Annotated in this window: 15 protein-coding genes and 2 pseudogenes; 5 read left to right on the top strand and 12 right to left on the bottom strand. The window is 41.7% G+C overall.

Features of this window, described 5'->3' with window-relative positions:
- Nucleotides 1–79: 79 nt before the first annotated feature.
- Nucleotides 80–2,005, top strand: coding sequence for a heavy metal translocating P-type ATPase (locus MIC7126_RS0126500; RefSeq protein WP_017656160.1), 1,926 nt, complete (start codon nucleotides 80–82; stop codon nucleotides 2,003–2,005).
- Between the two features lie 325 nt (nucleotides 2,006–2,330).
- Here MIC7126_RS0126500 and MIC7126_RS0126495 read toward each other — a convergent pair whose 3' ends face one another.
- Both MIC7126_RS0126495 and MIC7126_RS32145 read right to left on the bottom strand, forming a co-directional pair.
- Complete coding sequence (locus MIC7126_RS0126495; RefSeq protein ID WP_017656159.1) at nucleotides 2,331–3,722, bottom strand: MFS transporter; 1,392 nt, start codon at nucleotides 3,720–3,722, stop codon at nucleotides 2,331–2,333.
- 315 nt (nucleotides 3,723–4,037) lie between these two features.
- Nucleotides 4,038–4,118, bottom strand: a pseudogene (locus MIC7126_RS32145) (DUF305 domain-containing protein); the annotation flags it as partial.
- A gap of 462 nt (nucleotides 4,119–4,580) precedes the next feature.
- Between MIC7126_RS32145 and MIC7126_RS0126485 the strand changes: the two are divergent.
- From MIC7126_RS0126485 to MIC7126_RS32140, 4 genes are read left to right on the top strand one after another with little or no spacing between them, the layout of a single operon-like run.
- Nucleotides 4,581–4,793 carry a hypothetical protein gene (locus tag MIC7126_RS0126485; protein ID WP_017656157.1) on the top strand — a complete coding sequence of 71 codons (213 nt, stop codon included), beginning with the start codon at nucleotides 4,581–4,583 and terminating at the stop codon, nucleotides 4,791–4,793.
- 48 nt (nucleotides 4,794–4,841) lie between these two features.
- Nucleotides 4,842–5,195, top strand: coding sequence for a hypothetical protein (locus tag MIC7126_RS0126480; protein ID WP_017656156.1), 354 nt, complete (start codon nucleotides 4,842–4,844; stop codon nucleotides 5,193–5,195).
- A gap of 3 nt (nucleotides 5,196–5,198) precedes the next feature.
- Nucleotides 5,199–5,624 (top strand): HNH endonuclease, encoded by a 426-nt coding sequence (locus tag MIC7126_RS0126475; RefSeq protein WP_017656155.1) that lies wholly within the window; start codon nucleotides 5,199–5,201, stop codon nucleotides 5,622–5,624.
- 32 nt (nucleotides 5,625–5,656) lie between these two features.
- A complete protein-coding gene (locus MIC7126_RS32140) occupies nucleotides 5,657–5,953 on the top strand; it encodes a hypothetical protein (RefSeq protein WP_238553721.1) in 297 nt (98 codons plus the stop codon).
- Nucleotides 5,954–6,288: 335 nt separating this feature from the next.
- On the opposite strand, the gene MIC7126_RS0126460 is transcribed toward MIC7126_RS32140, so the two are convergent.
- The 10 genes and pseudogenes from MIC7126_RS0126460 to hepA form a co-directional block, all read right to left on the bottom strand.
- Nucleotides 6,289–7,719 (bottom strand): hypothetical protein, encoded by a 1,431-nt coding sequence (locus MIC7126_RS0126460; RefSeq protein ID WP_026100544.1) that lies wholly within the window; start codon nucleotides 7,717–7,719, stop codon nucleotides 6,289–6,291.
- A 71-nt stretch (nucleotides 7,720–7,790) separates the two neighbouring features.
- Nucleotides 7,791–8,726, bottom strand: coding sequence for a glycosyltransferase family 2 protein (locus tag MIC7126_RS0126455; RefSeq protein ID WP_026100543.1), 936 nt, complete (start codon nucleotides 8,724–8,726; stop codon nucleotides 7,791–7,793).
- Nucleotides 8,644–9,846: a glycosyltransferase family 4 protein gene (locus tag MIC7126_RS0126450; protein ID WP_017656150.1), complete on the bottom strand. Its 1,203-nt coding sequence runs from the start codon at nucleotides 9,844–9,846 to the stop codon at nucleotides 8,644–8,646. The genes MIC7126_RS0126455 and MIC7126_RS0126450 overlap by 83 nt, the downstream gene beginning before the upstream one ends.
- Nucleotides 9,847–9,881: 35 nt before the next feature.
- Nucleotides 9,882–10,193, bottom strand: a complete 312-nt coding sequence (locus MIC7126_RS0126445; protein ID WP_017656149.1) for a hypothetical protein — start codon at nucleotides 10,191–10,193, stop codon at nucleotides 9,882–9,884.
- A 27-nt stretch (nucleotides 10,194–10,220) separates the two neighbouring features.
- Nucleotides 10,221–11,363, bottom strand: coding sequence for an IS4 family transposase (locus MIC7126_RS0126440; RefSeq protein ID WP_017652111.1), 1,143 nt, complete (start codon nucleotides 11,361–11,363; stop codon nucleotides 10,221–10,223).
- Between the two features lie 89 nt (nucleotides 11,364–11,452).
- Nucleotides 11,453–12,160, bottom strand: a pseudogene (locus tag MIC7126_RS28470) (glycosyltransferase family 2 protein); the annotation flags it as partial.
- A gap of 86 nt (nucleotides 12,161–12,246) precedes the next feature.
- A complete protein-coding gene (locus tag MIC7126_RS0126430; protein WP_017656147.1) occupies nucleotides 12,247–13,233 on the bottom strand; it encodes a glycosyltransferase family 2 protein in 987 nt (328 codons plus the stop codon).
- Nucleotides 13,230–14,354, bottom strand: a complete 1,125-nt coding sequence (locus tag MIC7126_RS0126425) for a glycosyltransferase family 4 protein (RefSeq protein ID WP_017656146.1) — start codon at nucleotides 14,352–14,354, stop codon at nucleotides 13,230–13,232. Before MIC7126_RS0126425 ends, MIC7126_RS0126430 begins: the two co-directional genes overlap by 4 nt.
- A gap of 18 nt (nucleotides 14,355–14,372) precedes the next feature.
- Nucleotides 14,373–15,230 carry a hypothetical protein gene (locus MIC7126_RS0126420; RefSeq protein WP_017656145.1) on the bottom strand — a complete coding sequence of 286 codons (858 nt, stop codon included), beginning with the start codon at nucleotides 15,228–15,230 and terminating at the stop codon, nucleotides 14,373–14,375.
- Between the two features lie 44 nt (nucleotides 15,231–15,274).
- Nucleotides 15,275–17,125: a heterocyst formation ABC transporter subunit HepA gene (hepA, locus tag MIC7126_RS0126415; protein WP_017656144.1), complete on the bottom strand. Its 1,851-nt coding sequence runs from the start codon at nucleotides 17,123–17,125 to the stop codon at nucleotides 15,275–15,277.
- Between the last annotated feature and the right edge of the window lie 81 nt (nucleotides 17,126–17,206).

Here is a 17,206-nt window from a genome sequence, read left to right as displayed (position 1 = left end):
TTAGTTTACTCGAAACATTGACATTGACACCAATGTCAATGTGTAAGGTGGAAGGATATCAATTTGGACGTTTTCAGAAATGGTTTCTGCTTCCCCTTTCCGCCTTCGCTTTCTCAACCCCCTGAAGGAACACCCCGATGCAGTCGCGGCGATCTCTTGTGCAGTTCTGGTTTTCCTGGGCTGGCAAATGCTCAACTTTGGCTGGATTGGAGCCGCCCTCTTCATTCTGACCGCTGCTTACGTGATTGGTGGGTTTGAGAGTGCGCGTGAAGGCTTGACAACCCTATTTAAAGAAAAAGAACTCGATGTAGACTTGCTGATGATTGTGGCAGCCCTGGGAGCCGCAGGTCTGGGGCTATGGCGGCGGGAATATTACATGATTGTGGATGGTGCTGTCCTCATCCTGATTTTTGCGATTAGTGGCGCACTTGAAGGATATGCCATGCAGCGAACGGAGCGGAGTATTCAGGGGTTGATGAGTTTAACCACCGATACAGCGCGAGTGATGCGGAACGGGCAGGAACAAACTATACCGATTTCTGAGCTAAAGATAGGCGATCAAGTCTTGGTCAAACCGGGAGAATTAGTGCCGACCGATGGTTTGGTGATGGAAGGATTCAGTACGTTGAACCAGGCTTCAATCACAGGAGAATCGATTCCTGTAGAGAAAACCGTTGGTGATGAAGTTTTTGCAGGCACGATCAATGGCAGTGGTGCGCTGCGGCTCAAGATTCATCAACCGCCCGAAAGTAGCTTGATTCAGCGAGTCATCCGTCTCGTTCAGCAAGCCCAAAATGAAGCGCCGCCTTCTCAGCAGTTTATTGAACGATTTGAGCGAGGCTATGCGAAGGTTATTGTCATTGCAGGTATCTTGCTAGGAACTTTGCCTCCTTTCCTATTGGGCTGGAACTGGGAAGATACGATTTATCGGGCCTTAATTTTTCTTGTCGTTGCTTCGCCCTGTGCGCTGATGGCATCTATTATGCCAACTCTGCTATCGGGGATTGCCAATGGGGCGCGGCATGGAATTTTGTTCAAAAATGGGGCGCAATTGGAACGGATCGGGCAAGTGAGGGCGATCGCCTTTGATAAAACCGGAACGCTGACAATGGGTAAGCTCATGGTGGTTGATGTTATGGCAACCCAGCAATCCACTGACCAACTGCTTCAAGTGGCTGCGGCGTTGGAGAGTTTGTCTGAGCATCCCATTGGTGAAGCGATCGTTCAGGCTGCTCGTCAACAGAATCTGACCTGGGTGGAAGCGGTCAACGGTCAAGCGCAAGCCGGGCGAGGAATTACTGGAAAAATTGATCATCAGATAGCAGTGGTTGGAAAAGCTACTTTTGTCCAGGCACAAGCGGAGCTTGTTTCAAGAGCATTGACTGAGCAAAGCCAGCAGTGGGAAGCAGAAGGAAAAACAGTAGTATGGGTTGCCTATGCGGGAGAGGTTCTAGGCATCATTGCCGTTGCCGATACCGTGCGACCTTCGGCAGCCCAAGCGATCGCTCGGTTGAAACGTCTGGGAATTGAACGGATTGTCATGCTGACAGGGGATAACTCGCGCACTGCTCACAGCATTGCTCAACAGGTTGGGGTAGACCAAGTTTACGCAGAACTCTTGCCAGAAGATAAAGTCGGTGTGATTCAACAGTTGCAAAAGCAATACCAAACTGTAGCAATGGTTGGGGATGGTATCAATGATGCACCCGCCTTAGCCCAGGCATCGGTCGGAATTGCGATGGGAGCCGCAGGCAGTGATGTAGCACTAGAAACCGCAGATATTGTATTAATGGCCGATCGATTGGAGCGATTAGAACACGCAATTCGTCTGGGTCGTCGCTCTCAAAGCATTGTCAAACAAAATATTGTTTTTGCCCTCAGTTTTGTGGTAATTTTGCTAACTCTCAACTTTGCTGGCAATATGACTCTGCCACTTGGTGTTTTGGGACATGAAGGCTCTACAGTTTTAGTGACGTTGAGCGGATTGCGATTACTAAGAAGTTAATGAGTTCAGAGTGTTTAATAAACTAAGTGTGCGTTTACCAGGTGCGATCGCCAATGCCGAAACTTGTAAAAATTCAACCTCACATGAAGGTTGAAGAACTCGAACAACGTTATCGTCAGTGTTGTGAGTAGGACTTACGTAGTAATACGAAAAATCAAGGGTTTGAGTAAGGGTGCAGGGGTATGGGGGTGTAAGGGTATTGGTGTTCAAAACCCTTATACCCTCACCCAGCCTCAAAGGATAGCCTCAGTGCGTAAGTCCTGGTGAGGTAGTTGAAAGCTGCCATTATCAAATAATCTCTTTAGCAAAGATTATCAACAACAGTTCAATGACTATGGCGATGGTGAATGTCCCTAGTGTGAGGGTGAGTGTGATAGAGAATCGTCGTGTGTTCGTGAAGATGGTTGTGAGATTCGCCTATAGCCATCCCCTCATCGTGATCATGCTGATGGTGTTCATCGTGGATGTGTTTATGTTCATGCACACTAGGATAGTGGAGATGTTCGTGTTCATGCAGTTGAGGTGAAAGGGTAATTTGCACTACCACTAGCAGCATCAAGCCTACTAAGCTACCGTAAAGAAACTCACGTTCAGCAAAGTTACTTCCCAACCAACCGGCAAGAGGGTATGAGATTGCCCACCAAAGATGACTCCAGGCAAAGTGTGCGCCATAAACTCGCCCTTGTACACCAGATGGGATGCGGTCTGCAATTAATGTCTGGGTGGGTAAATTCACTAAACTTTGCCCTGCACCCGCCACCACCCATAAAAGCATCAATGGTGTCAAATTTGCGTAGTTAGCAGGCAATAAAGCCAAGGTGATCAAAGTTGCACCAATCAAAACAAACGTTGTACGCGGCAAACTTCTATTGAACGTACCAACAATAACTGCACACAGGGTTGCACCAATCCCAAAAGCTGCCATCACCCAGCCGTACTGCACTTCTCCAAACTTAAGTGTACCTTGGACATAGCCAACAGTATTGACTAAGATTTGCGCTCCGGCAATTGAGGCGACTAACTGCATTGCTAGCGCGTAACGAATAGGTGCATCTGTAAGCAAGCGAGTTGTACCGTCTTTAATGTCTCCCCATGTTCGGCGTGTTGTTCTGGAAGGCTGTTGACTTTGTGCAACGACGAGCTGACCAGGTAGAGTGAAGATTAAGACTGCCGCGATCGCAAAACTGAGAGCATCCAAAAAGAAAACTTGTCTTGCACCGATGAAGGCGGCGACACTTCCAGCAATACCAGGGCCAAGTACACCAAGTAATTGATAAGTAGCGGCCGAAAGAGCAATGGCTTGTGGATAGTCATTCTCACCCGTCACTAATGGAATTGTGGCTTGGTAAGTTGGGGTGAAAAAAGCATTAAAAACGTTCAGCGCAAATATCAATATGTAAACTTGCCAAATCTGCGTTACAAAAGGCAACAGACCCACAATTAACATTCTGAATGTGTGGGTAACAACCATGATTTTTTTACGATCAAGACGGTCTGCGATCGCACCTGCAAGGGGAGACAGCAACACAAAAGCAGTGACACGCAGAGTTAAAGCTACTGAAAGCAAAACCGCCGCATTCTTTCCAGCTAACTCAAAGGCCAGAAGTGCTAAACCCACCCAAGTAAGCGCATCACCCAATAAACTAGTGGTTTGAGCAGTGTACAGCCTTGCAAATATTGGATTTCTCAAGCTGCGGAAAAATGTCAAGGTATTCATTTATCAAGGGGCATAGTTATAAAAGTCTTTTATAGTAATACTTTAACACTAATGGGGGGAGGGGGCATATTTATCAAAGCTGGAAAATAGTCTTTACAAGACCATTTTCACCACTCTGCTATTTTCTAGAAGGGGTGTAGTATTTTTAGCGTTGCTGTTAGCGCAGCTTGGCGTTAGCCATATCATGAGATAATCTCACCTAATTGGGAACGCATTTTTAATAGTTTCAACCGCCAATTCATTCCGCATTCATGCAACGTCGTATTTTTAGTCATGGTTGTGGTGTCGCTGTAGCAACCATCAATTCCGTGTCCGGCGTTTCGATTTCTGCTGTGCAACATTCGCCATTTTCACTGCTCCCTGATGGTGCGGAATCATCGCATCTATAATTTGGACGCGATTAGCCCCTGCCTCGGTTACAACTGTACCAACTCCTCGACCATAGCTTTGCCGATAACAGTATGGTGCTTTCTCTGCTGCGGTTTCATTAGCAATCCATGCTAGAACAGCACTTTCATCTGCATCAGACAAAAAACGTAAAACAGGCGATTGGGCATTTCCAGTTTGATGGCTGAAAAAAATTGGCAAAGCGATCGCCAATCATACTTTTATTGAAGAAGAATCCAGAATTCAGAATTCAGAATTCAGAATCAATCAGTCGGGGATTCAGCGCAAAGTCTGAGCGGAGGTCTCCTCCGTAGACGCTTTGCGGCTTGCCGCAGCGAAAAGTCGGAGCGGCGGCTTCCGCCGCTCTGTTAGCGAAGCGTTAGCGACGCAGGAGCGTCACTTTTCAAGACAGGCATCAGAACTTTGTAAGAGAGACCCGCCACTGATTGTAGACCGCTAAATCGAACGCGAGTGCGTCTCCCTTTGGGAGAAGATTTAGCGGGGGTCTTAAACCCGATTATTCATCCGCCAGTCACACAGAATTCAATTGGAGAATTCTGTGTGACTGGCGGATGTATTCTGTTTAATAACAAAACTGCTCGACCCCTACGCCACCCAAACGGCGATCGCGAAGCGGGCGCTCTGCGCGATCGCTTTCACCAATTTAACCCAGAGAAACAGTGAGATGGGCTAAGATCAGGAGTATCTTCTACAAGCCCTGAACGCCATATCATGCAGATTAGAGTTGACATTCCCGATGAATTGGCACTTCGGCTGAGTCCACTACAAGACCAGTTGCCCCAGATTTTAGAATTAGGATTGCGAGAATGGAACGCAATTGGTCAATCTGGTTTTTCTGGGTTAGCAGAAGTGTTAGAGTTTTTGGCAAATCTTCCCTCTTCAGAAGAAATTTTGGCATTGCAGCCGTCTGAGGCGTTACAACAGCAAATCGCCAGTTTGTTGGAAAAAAATAGGAAGGTCGGATTAACGACCCAAGAAGAACAAGCTTGGCAACAATATGAATATGTTGAACATTTAGTGCGGATGGCTAAGGCAAAAGCATTGCTCAATCTCAAGGCATTGTAAAGGATGACCAAGACATATATATCTGCGGCGCTCAGACGCTTAGTTTGCGAACGCGCTAATCGTGCTTGTGAGTATTGCTTAATGCCTGAAATTGCGGTTCTTGCGCCTCATGAAGTCGATCATGTAATTGCCCAAAAGCATGGCGGACAAACAGACGAAACTAATTTGGCACTAGCCTGTACGATTTCCAATAAGTATAAGGGCAGCGACCTGACATCTATCGATCCAAGCAATGGAGAAATTGTCAGGTTGTATCAGCCTCGTTACGATCATTGGTGCGACCATTTTCAGTTAAAAGATGGTGAAATTCTCCCGTTGACTGCGATCGCACGGGTGACGGTGCGATTGTTACAGATGAATCGTCCGGAACGTGTGGAAGAACGAAGGGTGCTGCTACAAGCAAATGTGCTAATTGTGCCCGACTTTTAATGAGGGTAATAGCTAAATTTCTTTGCAAGTAATTGAAATCAGCGATCGCACTCATACTGTTAATTGCAAAATTGCTTGACCCCTACTCCACCCAAACGGTGATCACAAAACCACTTGTAGGATGCGTTACGCTGACGCTAACGCATCCTACGAGATTGGCGATCGCTTTTCTAGAACAACCGATTCAAATTTGGGATGTACAAATAGGTGAAACTGTGCAAACCTTAAGTAGGCATTTTCCCTACGAAGGCATCGATATTACTGGGGTGACGGGGATTTCTGAAGGACAAAAAATGAGCCTCAAAGCATTGGGAGCGATTCAAGTTTAATCAAAAGAATTTACGCTCTTTGTGAGGCTGCGCCAAATACTAATTTTTTTTTAACGCAGCGAAAAGTTGCGTGCGGTGAACCACTTGCGGTGGACGGGTTTCCCGGCATAAGCAAAGTGGTGAACCCGAAGGGGGGTTCCCCCCGTTGAGCAAACTTTTCAAGACAGAGGTACGCTGAGGTTTTTAAAGATAGTTCGCTATGTCTCAAAGTAATTAGGCGTATCTTCATACAGTTTGGAAAGTGCGATCGCCTCTGTAAAACATCGTGCTCAGAACCCAAAGCTTCCCCCACCTCCCCATCTCCCCATCTCCCCATCTCCCCACACCTCCCCAACCTACTTAATTCCTTGATGCTGATAATATTTATGTGCAGCCATAGTCATAGCTAAAAATCCCCAAAGAATCATTCCCGCTACACTCAACATCCCACTACTAATAATTAACTGAGTGCAAGAAGTTATGCCGATAGCGCGGGCTGCACTGACAAAGCTATCAAATCGAGCCTCATTATATTTACTAACATTTACTAATATCAAAATTAAGCCACCCACATAAGGAATAGCGCCCAACCAACCCAAGGTGAAAAACATATCTAAAATACCGCTGTCAATCACCACAACTTCTATTTGACCCGTTTTTTCATTAACCTTCCAAATATTTCCTAACCCGTTACCCATCACATTAGAAAGCGCTAAACTGAGGTTGCGATCATAGCTACCAGAGCGGTCTTTAAAGCTAGTATCTTCTTGCAGATTACCAAAAGTTTCAAACCGCTCAGTCACCACTTTTGATATCGGCTCAATAGTTGTTAATGGCACAATACACATCGCCATCACTAAAATTATGGTAATTAAGCGCATTTGAATTCGCGGCTTAACTGAACCCATAATCATGACTATTCCTAATAACCAACCTCCCCAGTTAGTCCGCGCTTGTGTTAATAAAAACGACAAATAACCAACAGCCGACGCTGGAAAAATTAAAGGACCAGAACTAGTAAATAATAACAACAGACCAGTTTGCATCACAGAAGCAAACGGCCCAACTGAGTGCATAGTGCTCCACACACGCATCCCAAAAGGTACTGGGTCGCCAGAACTAGTAAACATTTTTGATTCAATTAGCCAAAATCTATCCCATTCAGGAGCTACCACAAATTGATAAATACCATAAGCTCCCGTGATTAATATACACCAGAGAAATGTCCGCTGGATATTCTCGCGATAGCTGGGATAATCCCGCCAGTTTGTATATAAATGAAAGGCAAAAATAATCGGACTCAACCAATCTAAAAAACCCCGTGCTACAGGGATTGGTGCATTATAAACTAGACCAATCAAAAAACCATAAAACACCCCTGCAGCCGCTAAAACAAATGGTAATCCTCCCTGACTTATGGCGCTAGGAAGATATTTAATGAAAGTAGCTATGGTAACGAATACAACTAAATAGGGTGCTATCAGCATTTGACGGGTGGCGTCCCAACCAAATCTATAGTCAATTAAGCGACAAAGTAACGGCGTGAGAAACCAAATCCACCAAGTAAAACTGATATAAAAAATGGGTTGTCGTAAATAAAGAAATAACCCGACCAGCAGTGTCATTACTGGATAAGCTAGGCGCAAAATAGCGCCAGCACCAGCAAAATAGCAGCCTATAATTAGGAATATAAAGCTCAAGATTACCGTCCAAGCTTGGGCGGCTCGTTCTTGGGGAGAAAAATTTTCTTGAAGGAAACTATTAAAAAGTATTTGTTTTGCTGTCACTTTTAAATCGGGGGATGTAAATAATTGATGGAGACGCAAAATTTTGCGTCTCTACATATTGACTATATTCTCTAAGGTTCTATTCTACATTGTTGATATGTTTGCCATCCTTGCCAACGTCCACGTAAAGATGCTAACCACTTTTTACCTGCTAATTGACCTTGGCTGGGTAAAAGTCTGAGCCATTGAATAAAACCTAAACTATCTCTTGTACCAACTAAAATTGCCCAAAATAAAAATATAAATTGTCGCAGAGGTGAGAGATAATTTAATAGAGCTAGTGTTTCATTATGGACTAAATTTATAAAGGCAATCTCATTAAAATTATGGCGCTGATCTTCATCAAAACGTTGGGCTGGATAGTGATTTACTGCTACTTGCGGGTCGTAAATTATCTTCCAACCGACTCGTTTTAGAGCTAGGGTAAATGCCATTTCAAAGTGTACTTGGGCGCCAGTTCCTCGCATTCTTTGATCGAAGTGCATTTGTTTGATTGCTATTTGTCGAAAACTCATATTGACGCCTTTGAGGACATCAACTTCGCGGGCTTGTCCGACTCCTAAATGATGATTTCCGATCACGCGCCCAAACCATTGCAACTTTCCCACGATCGCCTGGGAACCATCTTCTAGTTTATTATTTTGGTGTACCCAATCACGACCGCCAACGGCGCCAATGCAACTATCAGCCATAAAGTGAGTATTCAGCTTTTCTATCCAGTCTGGGTGGGGCGCCGCATCGTCATCGGTAATGGAAACTATGTCGCCTGTTACCGCTGCTAGTCCGGTGTTGAGCGCTGCTACCACCCCTGGTGATGTGACGGTGAGTGTCTGGATGGGTAGGTTGTGGGCGGGGAATTCTGCGAGAAATTGCCAAGTTTCCTTGTCTGTATCGCGGATAACCACTATTATTTGATCAACTGGTTTAGTTTGCACCTGCAGCGCCAAAAGGCAGCGTGACAGATCCTGCGGACGGCGATAGGTGGGTATTAGAACTGTGTTCTTCATGCTCGTTTAACTCTTCAAAGATATCTACATAGGTTTGCGCCATAGTCGCCCAGCTGTGTTGTTCAGCGATCGCTCTGGCTGCTTTGGCCATTGTTTGTCTTAAAGTATAATCAGTCACTATCAATTTCATGGCGTCTGCTAGAGCCGCAATATCATCAGAATTGGGCAAAACCAATCCACACTCAGGTGTGACTAATTCTGCACCCCCAGTGGTGGTGGCGGTAATTACGGGTAATCCAGAGGCGAGAGCTTCTAATAATACCAAAGTGCAGGCTTCGTAACGAGAAGGAAAAACGAATACATCTGCACTCCGCATAATCTCGGCGATATCGCGTCGATAACCGAGAAAATGCACGCGATCGCTTAATCCTAAAGAGGCTGCTAACTTTGGAAAAGGGCTATCTGTAATCCCACCGACAACCGCCAGATGTAAATCGGGAACTTGTACCAAAGCTTGGAGAACTGTATCTAAATTCTTCCGGGATGTACGGATGTCGCCAGCAAAAAGTGCTAAAGTTACATCTGCGGGTAGACCTAATTTTTGGCGATCGCTAATTCCCGGTGAAAATTCTACCAAGTCTACGCCGTTGACAATCACGCGAATGCGATCGCGCTGAACGCCGATATTAACTAGTTCCTGGGCGACTTTTTCTGATACTGCTACCACAACTCGCGCTTTTTGAAAAGCGTATTTTTCCCAGTAGGCGTTTAATGCTGTATACAGCCATTGGTAAAAACCATAAATATCGCGCCGGGTACGGGAAATGTGAGCAGGCGATCGCAACCATGAACTGTGGACAAAATGCACTGCATTGACATCTGCACAAGTCGTAGTAATTGCACCATTGACTTTAAGAAAATCAATATCAGCACGGTTTTTGTGTAACCAATTTGCGCTTTTTTTAGCGAAAACAAAATTCCGCATCAGTTCCAAGGGAAGATTTTCTGTGGAAATTTTCACCCAACTAACTAGCGGACACTCTGTAACTTCTGGGGCTACTTCAGTGGCTAATAATGTTAGTTGATGTCCTCGGCGAATTACTTCTTTCACAACTTCGTAGTTTACTCTTCCTTGTCCATCACCTTTTTTAATTCTATGGGTTACTATACAGAGTTTCATAAGTTATTTGGGGTTTTTAAATATAATTTTTTCTCTCACGCAGAGGAGTCAGTGCGTAGCAATTGTTTAGCTAATGGTTGGGGAATGAAGCTGAGAATTAATGCTGCTATGGTGCGGAGATTGAATTTTTGTTGAGTTAATGCGCGCCAGAGATAAGGACGGGCTGCAGTTATTTGTCCACTCCGCAGTAAGCCTATTCCTAGGGTGGTATTTGCTTCTAACCATTGACGATAAAAGTGCTGCTGAAATTCTTGGAGATGAGGATTTTCTCTGAAGATTTGATAGCAAAATAATTCGTTTTTAGCTTTACGAATTTTCGCCTGTGCATCTCTACCACCACTGAGCATAGTTTCCTGAAGGGGAGACGAAATAAGCTACAATATAGATTCAATAAGCTTCATGGCTCTTAAACCTTGTTGATAATGCTTCCACTTATTACGATTAATTCTCATTAATTGTGTGACTAAATCAATACAGCTATCCTTGAAATGTACCCATGTTTGACCATATAAGCCGATATAAAAACTACTGTGTCTCCGTTGAGAACGACTCCTTTCTTTAATCCGAGCTATATATTTTTGGATTCCTTTGCGTTTAATAAGTTGACCATTAATTGTTGCAGAGGTGTAAGCGATCGCTATCAACAAAACTAGAGAAATAAAACGTTCACCTTGAACATTAGTGTTTTCTAAGTTATAGCCACCTGTTTTGAAATCTCTAAACATTTCTTCAATATCAAATCGCTTTTTGTAAGCAGCAATTGCTGACTCTAGGGTGTCAAAATTTGTTAAAATAAACCATGCTTCTTTGGGTGCTACTCCGTTAATTTTACGTTGCCACTTACCAGCCACATTAAAACTGATAAAACCCTGAGTCTTTGTTACCTTAACTCCCTTGATAAAAAAAGATACTCCAGGAGTTAATCCTAAACTGCTTAACTCCATAAACATATCTTGTTTAATTTCTACAAATTCATTCTTTTTCAATCGCAAACAAAAATATACATCCTTGCTCTGAAGGTACTTTGCTAGTTTTACCGAGCAAAATTCTCTATCCCCCAACACACAGATTTTATAATCTTTCAATATTGCTATAACTGGCGATAATATTTTCTGCTGTTCCGTGAGATTACTACTACCTAATTTGGGCAGCAAACTAAAATATATTGGTATGGCTCTTTTATCCCAAATCACGCTGACCATTAATAAGTTTATCCGACTCCAATTAGTCCTATCAATTGCTATATAAATAATTTTTTCATTCTGGAAGTAGTTTGCTATTAGTTCTTGAATAATTGGCAACCAAACTTTTTCAATTGTGAGATTTGGTAATGATAAAAATCTTTGTATTCTTTTTCTTCTGCTTTCAAATTTAATTCCCAAAGGTAGCGCATTCGCTAATTTTTCTAAAGTTACTTCTTTGATTGACTGCAACAGATGTATCAAAATTTTTAGCAACAGATATTCTGCTAAACTCAATTGACTTTTTAAGTGCTTTTGGTACAATATAGCTAACATTATCATTAAGTAGGTCTTATTGACAAAACTAGACCTACCTTTTTCTATCACAAAACGCTACCCATCTTATACACCAAGCTTTTTAGGCTGTTTCGTCTCCCCTCCAGCATAGTTTCAGTTTGCTCATGGGTGCGATATTGCGTTAATTTTTCTGGATAATAATAAGCTTCATAACCTGATATACAGCAAAGATAGGTTAAATATAAGTCCCACATTCCCCCAACTTCAGCGGGAATTTTATCCCAATCGATGAGATGATTACGAATTATACAAGCTGCTGCGGTGGGGATACTTTTATCTATTAAACCTATTTTGCAGAAGTTTTGATGAACTCCTGGCTTAAGTTGATCTCGCTTAAAAGCGCGGGTATTTTTTTCAGTTTCTGGGTAATTTATTTGGGATTGAGTATCGATAATATATTGGTCACAAAAAGCTAGAATTAATTGGGGATTTGCTTCTAGATTTGGGACAAGTTTGGCGAGAAAATCCTGATTCCACATATCATCATCATGGAGGCTAGCAACATATTTTCCTTGTGCCATTTTCAAGGCTTCCATCTGATTAGCAAACATCCCCAGGTTGCGTGGTTGTCGCCAAAACTTGATGCGAAAATCAGCGAAAGATTCCACTATTTCTTGAGTATTATCTGTGCTGCAATTGTCAGAAACAATAATCTCAATATTTTGATATGTTTGGTTAACAGCACTAGCGATCGCTTGTTGAAGATACTCTGGTCGATTATAGGTGGGGATAATTACACTGACTAGAGATTGATTTAATTTTTGCTCGTCATTCATCATTATTTACAAACAAATAAAGGTTTAAAATCTCGCTCCTTGTAAGCGGCTTGGTTATCACTGTTCCCTGTTCCCTTTCATTACTATTAATTCAACAACGTTCTAGTGTGACTATATAATTTAGTTGTCAGCTTATTTGCCATCTGCAAAAATTTAGATGTCTGGGGAATTTTCTCATCAGGTATATTGCTCATTCCCTGGGATTTAGCATATTGGCGACAAGCTTCCCAATCAAAATTCCAAATATCTTCAGTTATAAAGCGATTCACACCATATTTATGAAAATAATGGAGAATTTCCAAATCATAAGGATAATATTTTTGCTTGATAATTGTATGCATATCAATTCCTTGTTGCTCCCAATCAAAAAACCATTCATGAGGAGCATTTTCTACAGCACCAAGCTGTAAATAATTTGGTTTTGCTGGATAGCGAGAACGCCTACCAATTGCATTTCCCACGCCCAAAACATTTTCAATCACGCTATACATTCGTAGTTTAGCAGCGTGAGCATCCAAGCGAGTTAAACCATAATGCAGAATTTTTATATCATGGATATGCAGTTTTCTAGCATATTCAGGCGTAGGAATTCTCACACTATGGATAGATTTTGGTTGATGAGGAGCGCCATCATCAACATAGCCAAGAGGCGTAAGAATTCCAGTCCTAATACATTGATGGGTGGTGTCAAATAAATCTGGCTTTTCAAAATATAAAATGGTCCCTGGTTTGGCTGTGAGCATGGTTCGCCAACTTTGGGTTTTCATGGCGTTAGCAGCGAGAATTTCATCAGCATCTAAAGCCAGGATAATTTTGTGTTCAGATATTAATTCTCTAGCAGTTTTTATTAATAATAATTGTCGATCGGCTTCGTTAAATTTCTCAGATTTATTTTCAATCAGAATCACTTGAGGATAATTTTTACAAATAGCCTGACTTTCATCAGTGGAATTTTGATCGGCGATGATGATGTAATCAGCAAATTGACTGGTAACAGATAAAAACCTTTCTAAAATCCAGGCTTCGTTTTTAACAGGAGTAATAACAACAATTTTGGGGATTTGATTATTCATTTGTGAAACTCAGCAATAGTTTTTTCGTAAATATTTTCTAGCCGTTGTCTGTGAACATCAATAGTAAATTCTTGCTGAAACCAAGCCTGACCTTTTTCGCCCATGAGTCGGCTTTTTTGATAGTTATGGGCGAGTTGATTGATGGCTTCAGCTAACTGTTGTGTATGATTTGGTGTCACCAGAATTCCTGTTTCGCTATCTTGTACATGTTCAGGAATTCCGCCAACTGCAGTTGCAATTATCGGTCGATAACGCCCATAAGCTTCGAGAGTTACCAGCCCCGCAGGTTCAGGCCAGAGACTAGGAAAAACTACCGCAAAGCATTGTTGATAAAGTGCTTCTAATTTTTCACCACTACACCAACCATGCCATGTAATGCGATCGCTTAATCCCATCTGTTGAGCTAATTTTTCCATTCTCGGCTGATCCCAACCATCACCAGCGATATCAAGATGGACTTGGTGGTCAGTTTTTAGCATTGCTTTAATTAACAATTCCACCCCTTTATAAGGGACAATCCGACCAGCAAATAAAATGCGTTGCGATTGATGTATTTCTCGACTCAAAGGAGCAAAATTACCTACAGGTTCTTGAACTCCACAGCGCAGTGTTACCACTCTTGCGGGAGATATTCCCATATTTATAATTTGCTGACGAACATAATCACTGTTAGCAATTATGGGAATTATCAGGTTTTTAAATACTTGCAAAGGAGTGTCAGCATTCCACCAATCTTGTAGGATTTTTTGTGGCTGACGACTACCACAACCATCGACTAAATGTCCCCAAGCACAACCTAAAAAATGCATCGAGCGAGCGCAGATTTTTTGCTGCGCGCCTAGATATTTTGTACCACTAGGACAGTAGCTAGAATGATTATGCAGAGTGAATATTGTCGGGCATTCTTCTCGAATATCCGCTAACATATTCAAATCATGAACATGCAGCAATTTAAACTGATGCTGTTCAACATTTTTGAGGTTGGTAATAGTTTGATTACTCACCCCAGGAATCTGAGAATTTACCAAAGCAGCAATATAAGTTTCAATACCGCCACCCCCACTAAGATTAACAGCGGAGCAGTGATGAATCATTTTTTGGTCAACTACTGTATAACTCATTTTTCCTTGAAAACAAACTTAAATACCCAGATTAAACCAAAATTTATGTCTCACATCATTGACATAATGCCTCATAGCAATATGATTCTTATTGTAGTTATCTCCATACATAAATTGGTCATCATTTTCCAGAATAAATTTATCGCTATCTAGTGGTTTTGCTTGGGCATTATGCATAGCTAAATGCACGACAGTTTGCTCTGTAAAGTATTGTGGTGTATCGACAAACTTTGCAACCCGTTCTAAGGGGATTGTCCAATCAACTTGTTTTTTCAATAAGAAAAAGCCCGCATTAACTGGATTTATTTTTTCAGATTCAGCTAAAATAATCCGCTCATCTAGAGAAGCTTGACAATCAGGTAAATACCAAGCGAAAGTATCTTCTGAATTACACAGATTAATAATTTCTTTAGCCCCAGGAAAAAACAAAATATCCGCGTCGGTGTAAACTATTGGCTGCTCTATGGACATGGAACTAAGTACCGCTAATCTTCGCCAAAATGCCCGAATGGAAGGAGTAGGATGATGCAGTGCATAATCAAAAACATGTTGGGGAATTTCGCCTTGTAATAAATCTTTCCATTCAATCACATCCACACAAGGATGAATGCGACATAATAAACGGGATGCTGCTAATGAATAACTACCATCAGAGATGACGGTGAATGTTTGAGGAATACCCACATGGCGAATAAATGAGCGAATATTTGCCACTTGAATAGCCAAGTCACGCTCACAAGAAAAAGAATAGACAATGATGTTAGCTCTGTCAGTTTGTCTAATAGGAAAATCGACAATTTGATTGATTGCTTTGGTATAAACTGAGCGGATAAATTGCCCTTGTAGTTTAGCAGTATGGTAGCCTATATTAACCATCGTTTTTTCCTGATTAATCTGGAGAATAAAATAATGTTTTCGGTCTAATTTGCTTGACCTAATTGATTTTGCATCTGGTGATATTCCCAAAATTTACCGCGTAGCTGCAGCAATTCTTGATATTTACCTTGCTCTACTATCCGTCCCTGTTCGAGCACCACAACTTTATCGGCTTTGATAATTGTGGAAAGTCGGTGGGCGATCGCAATTACGGTTCTCCCGACAGCAATCTGTTCTAAAGACTCTTGAATTAAGCGCTCTGTCACCGAATCTAAGGCGCTGGTAGCTTCATCTAAAATCAAAATTTCTGGGTTCCGCAACAAAGCGCGGGCGATCGCAATCCGCTGTCTTTGTCCTCCTGATAGTCTCACACCCCTCTCTCCTAATTGTGTGTCAAAACCTTCAGGCATTTCTAAAATAAATTCCAGTGCATTCGCTAGTCTCGCAGCTTCATGAATTTCTCTGACACTGGCTTCTGGTGTACCATAAGCAATATTTTCAGCAACAGAAGTATTGAAAATAAATGTATCTTGACTCACTACAGCTATGTTGCGGCGGAGCGAATTAATGTCAAATTTTTTGACATCAATTTCATCAATATAAATATTACCTTCTGTCACATCATAAAAGCGGGGAATTAAATCAGCTAAAGTTGTTTTCCCAGCGCCAGAACCTCCCACTAGTGCGGTTGTTTTGCCTTTTTCGATGGTTAATGTAATGTTATGCAAAACTAGATTACTGGTATCATAACCAAAATCAACAGAGACTAAATTTACTGAATTTTTTAAACCCAAAAACTTAATTTTTCCATTTTGGAAATAACTGTTTTCATCAGTTATTAAAAGCTTTTTGATATTCTCAGCCGAGCCTTGCAGAGTGCTAATAAATGACCTAGTGCTATTAATATCTTGCACAAAGGGTACAAGGCGAAATAACACAAAGAAAAAGGTTAATAAAGAAGCAACTTCTAGTCCTCCCTTACCAACAAAGATAGTGAATGATAAAATAATCATCCCTACCAAAACTGTAGTAGCCACACCTTCGGCAATTGGTCTTACCAATGTCCAAATATATATCACTTTTGTGGAAGTGCTCACCACTGCATCGCTAGCTTGGTAATAGCGCCGCCGTTCAAATTCTTGAGTACCGAAAGCATTTACAGTCCTAATTCCATTAATAAATTCTATGGCTGTTGAGGTAAAATTACCGTTAGCAATTGATAGACCAAAGCTAGATTCTCGTACTCTCGCATTGAGATTTGATAGTCCCACACCTAAAAGGGAAAATAACATGACTGACACCAAAGTCAGTTGCCAAGAAAGCATAAACATAGAAATTAAATAGACAAGAGTTGTCATTCCTCTAGTCAACAAAAATGCTCCCGCACTAAAACCCTGTTTAATTCTTTCAATTTCTGTGGTAATAGTATTAATCAATTCGCCAGAACGAATTTTAGCAAAGTAGCTTAATGGTAGAGATTGTAACTTTTCAAAAATTTGTTTCCGCAGGCGATCGCTCAAATGTTGTTGAGATATTTCCGTATACACTGTCCCAAAATAATTGAAAGTTGCTCGCATCCAAGTACTAAATAAAATTAGCAGTGATACGCGATATAACCGACTAATTGCCGATGTTTTAATCCCCAAAATATGGATATCAAACCATTCAATACCCGTCTGCATCGGTTCAGCATTAGGACTGGTCAAGCTTTGCAAAAAAGACAACAAAAAACCAATACTCACACCCTCAAAAGTCGCAGCTAAAAAAGAAAAAATCACTGCCAAAACAGCAATTTTCCGAAAATGCTTAAATTCTCGTAATATTAAATACTTGTCTTGCCAAAAGCTAGTCGCCTTCACTAGGTTTTTTAGTAATTCATAAAAGTTCAAATGCATGGATATTTCCTAACAATAAATGTGTGGTCTAGACTGCTATGATGTCGGTTATTTATTTGCCATATTCCAAATAGGATAATA

This window comes from Fortiea contorta PCC 7126, assembly GCF_000332295.1.
Classification (GTDB): domain Bacteria; phylum Cyanobacteriota; class Cyanobacteriia; order Cyanobacteriales; family Nostocaceae; genus Fortiea; species Fortiea contorta.
This window is presented reverse-complemented; position numbering and strand designations above follow the sequence as displayed.